Genomic DNA, 4,328 nt, shown 5'->3' on the forward strand with positions numbered 1-4,328 from the left:
GAATTCTACAAAAGAATTCGGATTCTTACATACCTAGAAGATCGTTCAAGTGCTATTAACTATTTCTTAAATGATCGGCATTACAGCCGAAGCTGCGTTTTTATTTGCGATTTAACTACATCGTAGTGACGTTAAATACCGTCACCATCCATGTGTAGTCCACATTCTCGGTTTAAACCAAAAAAGCGAGTTTCTTCCTCTGTCATTCCTGGTTCTAACTTACGTGTTGTATGTACGTCACCCATCGACACATAACCTTGTTCCCATAATGGGTGATAAGGTAAATCGTGCTTAGTCAGGTATTGATACACGTCGCGGTTAGACCATTCAATAATCGGGTACACTTTAACGGTACCACGGCTTATTTCTACAAACTGTTTATCAGCACGTGTAGATGATTGATCGCGACGCAAACCACTAAACCACGTGCCCGCTTCTATCTCTTTAAGTGCGCGGGTCATCGGCTCAACTTTATTAAGCTGGTTATATTGCTTAATGCCGTCCTCGCCTTGCTCCCACAACTTACCAAACTTAGCTTCTTGCCATGCTGGGCTTAGCTGCGCTCTATACACCTTTAAGTTTAGTGATAAACGCTCACTCATTTGTTCAATAAACTGATACGTTTCAGGAAATAGATAGCCTGTATCGGTTAATACAACGGGAATATCTGGACGTTGTGAGGTCATTAAATGCAGCATTACTGCCGCTTGAATACCAAAGCTAGATGATAAAAAAGCCGTATTAGGCAAGTTATCAAGCGCCCATGCAACACGCTGTTCTGCGCTCATATTCGCTAGCAAACCATTAGCATCAGCTAACATAGCCGCCTGGCTTTGTTTATCTAGCTGTAAAATGTTTTTAAATTCACTCATGGTAAATTCCAAACCTCACCAGCGCCAAAGCGCTGGTATTTAATTAAGCGTGAAAATCGGTTACTGATACTTTTACTTCAGCAACTATGCCTTTGCGTATAACAAAGTCACCAAAACACTCACCTTCGTTACGCTCTTTTGCCCATTGCCCAATGAGCTTATCGAATGCTTCTAGGTAAACGTCTTCGCCTACGTTCTCAAGGTACAATTTAGGAATGCGTGTACCTTCTAAATTACCACCTAGGTAAACGTTGTACTTACCTGGCCCTTTACCCACTAAACCAGCTTCTGCAAGCATTGCGCGGCCACAACCGTTAGGGCAACCTACAACGCGCATAATAATGCTGTCATCTGGTATACCGTGCTTAGCAAGTAATGCTTCAGTTTTTTCTACTAGGCTTGGTAAGTAACGCTCTGCTTCGGCCATTGCAAGTGGGCACGTTGGCAGTGAAACACACGCCATAGAATTTTTACGCTGCTGCGAATCTTTGTCATCAATTAGGCCATGGCTACGTGCAATTTCTTCAATCACGGCTTTTTGATCTGCAGGTACGCCAGCAATAATTAAGTTTTGGTTTGCCGTCATACGCATGTCACCTTGGTGAATTTCTGCAATTTTACGACAACCTGTTTTTAGTGGCTTGTCTGGGTAATCCAAAATACGACCATTTTGGATGAAGAGCGTTAAATGACTCTTTCCATCAATACCATCAACCCAACCGATGCGATCGCCTCGGTGGGTGAACTTATAAGGTCTAATCGGTTCAAACTTAACACCAATACGTTTTTCAACTTCAGCTTTAAATGTATCTGTACCAACACGATCTAGTGTGTACTTTGTTTTTGCATTTTTACGATTTTCGCGATTACCCCAATCACGTTGAACTGATAAAACATGTTCAGCAACACTCAATGTATGCTCAAGAGGTATAAAACCAAATTCGTCAGCTTTACGCGGGTAAGTTGCTGTATCGCCGTGCGTCATGGCAAGGCCGCCACCCACTAATACGTTAAAACCAACAAGCTTGCCATTATCAGCAATTGCCACAAAGTTTAAATCGTTAGCGTGAACATCAACTTCGTTATTAGGCGGAATGGTTACCGTTGTTTTAAACTTACGCGGTAAGTAGTTAGATCCTAAAATTGGCTCTTCTGTGGTTTCTGCTTTTTCGCCATCTAACCAAATTTCAGCGTATGCTTTGGTTTTTGGTAATAAATGTTCAGAAATTTTCGCAGCCCATTGATAAGCCTCTAAATGCAGTTCAGATTCAACGGGGTTGGTTGTACAAAGCACGTTACGGTTAACATCGCCCGCAGTTGCAATAGAGTCTATACCTACGCTGTTAAGCATTTGGTGCATGCCTTTAATATTCGGCTTTAATACACCATGAAACTGAAACGTTTGACGCGTAGTTAAACGAATGCTGCCGTAGCTTGTTTTTTCATCAGCAAACTTATCAATTGCTAACCACTGCTCTGGCTTAATAATACCGCCAGGCATACGTGCACGTAACATTACATTATGTAGCGGCTCTAACTTTTGCTTAGCGCGCTCACCACGTATATCACGATCATCTTGCTGGTACATGCCATGAAAACGAATTAGCTGAAAGTTATCTGCGGTAAAACCACCTGTGATTTCATCTTTTAACCCTTGAGCTATAGTGCCGCGCAAAAAGTTACTTTCACCTTTTAAGCGCTCGTTATCAGAAAGTTTTACATTTTTATCTTGTTCGCTCATTTTAAATCCTAAATTTGTTACAATTACGATAATTAGATACTAAATAAAATAGGAGGCGCGGTTAGTACACGTCTTTCTGATAGCGGTTTGCGCTACGTAAATCTTTTAAGTACTGCTCTGCGTCTTCGTTACTCTTGCCTGTATTTTCTTTAACTATATCAAGCAAAGTATTGTGTACATCTTTTGCCATGCGATTTGCATCGCCACAAATATAAAAGTGAGCGCCGGCTTCTAACCATTCAAACACGTCTTTACTGTTACTGCGTAATTTGTCTTGTACGTATACTTTTTCTGCTTGATCGCGGCTAAATGCAACATCTACTTTGTTAAGTAAACCCGATTTTAAATAACCCTGTATTTCTACTTGGTATAAAAAGTCTTGAGTGAAATGTGGGTTACCAAAAAACAACCAGTTTTTGCCTTGTGCTTCACGTGAATCACGCTCTTGTAAAAATGCACGGAACGGCGCAATACCCGTACCTGGGCCTACCATAATCACCGGTGTATCATCGTTAGTTGGTAGGCGGAAATTGTCGTTGTGTTCGCTAAATACTTTAACTTTACAACCTTCTTCTGCACGACGAGTTAAGTAACCAGTACAACCACCTAAATGCTCGCTATCAAATGCATCAAACTGCACTAGACCTAGTGTTAAATGTACTTCGTCTTCAACCTCAGCTTGGCTAGATGCAATTGAGTACAAACGAGCTTGTAGTTTACGTAGGCAATCTACTAATGTTTGCGCATCAATTTTTGCTGGGTTTTGGCGAATCACATCAAATATTTGGCGAGGTTCAATATACGCACGCATTGCCGCTTTATCTTCTACAAGCTTTAATAATTCAGGCGTACCTGTTGCTGTTGCGTATTTTTCTACAAAACCTGGGTACGACTGAGTCAGCTCTAGCTTTTCAATAAGTGCATCACGTACGCTTAGCTCTTCATCACCTACTTTTACAATACTTGTTGCATCTATTTGAGTAAGTGTAAGTACTTCATCAACTAATACATCGTCATTTAAAAAGTATACACCTAATGAATCACCTGGCGTGTAAGTAATGTCAGAACCTTCAAGCGAAATTTCAACGTGGCGTACATCTTTAGTCGAGTCGCGACCGGTAATTTTTTGAACAGTTAATAGCTCTGCTTCAAATGGATTTTGTTTTGTATATTGGCTTGCTGCAGCGGTTGGAGCGCCAAATGGCATTGATACAACTTGACCACCAGCGGCTTCTTGCTGCGCTTTTAAATCAGGTTCAAATGCATCAACTGCACCGGCGATCCACGTAGCAGCTTCATCTTCGTAATCTACATCTAAATCAGCACGTTGATAGATAGTTTGTGCACCGAGTTTATTTAAACGCTCTTCAAAATCTTTTGCTGTCTGGCAGAAAAACTCATAGCTAGAATCACCTAAGCCAATAACCGCTATTTTTACATCGTCTAGTTTTGGCGCTTTTTTAGTGGCTAAAAATTCGTGGAGTGTTTCTGCGTCTTCTGGTGGCTCACCTTCGCCGTAAGTAGATACAACGATAGTTAAAAACTTTTCTTTTTTCAGGGCTGTTGGTTTGTAATCTGACATGCTAACAAGCTTAACTGCTAAGCCTCGCGACTCAGCCTGCTCTTTCATTTTGGTAGCTACACCTTTTGCGTTACCTGTTTGCGAACCATATAAAATAGTTAGCGCTGCTGCATCACCCGCAGCTGGTACGCCT

At 41.4% G+C, this 4,328-nt stretch carries 3 protein-coding genes; all 3 read right to left on the bottom strand.

Translation table 11 applies throughout. The features are described 5' to 3' along the window. Positions 1-131 precede the first annotated feature (131 nt). Positions 132-872 carry a phosphoadenylyl-sulfate reductase gene (locus L655_RS0101160; RefSeq protein WP_002961106.1) on the bottom strand — a complete coding sequence of 247 codons (741 nt, stop codon included), beginning with the start codon at positions 870-872 and terminating at the stop codon, positions 132-134. A 43-nt stretch (positions 873-915) separates the two neighbouring features. After that, positions 916-2,613 (bottom strand): assimilatory sulfite reductase (NADPH) hemoprotein subunit, encoded by a 1,698-nt coding sequence (gene cysI, locus L655_RS0101165; protein WP_024603812.1) that lies wholly within the window; start codon positions 2,611-2,613, stop codon positions 916-918. A gap of 61 nt (positions 2,614-2,674) precedes the next feature. Beyond that, positions 2,675-4,328: assimilatory sulfite reductase (NADPH) flavoprotein subunit (locus tag L655_RS0101170; protein WP_024603813.1), on the bottom strand; the 1,654-nt coding region annotated here is incomplete at its 5' end.

Origin of the sequence: Pseudoalteromonas sp. TAE79 (genome assembly GCF_000498015.1) — a bacterium.
Classification (GTDB): domain Bacteria; phylum Pseudomonadota; class Gammaproteobacteria; order Enterobacterales; family Alteromonadaceae; genus Pseudoalteromonas.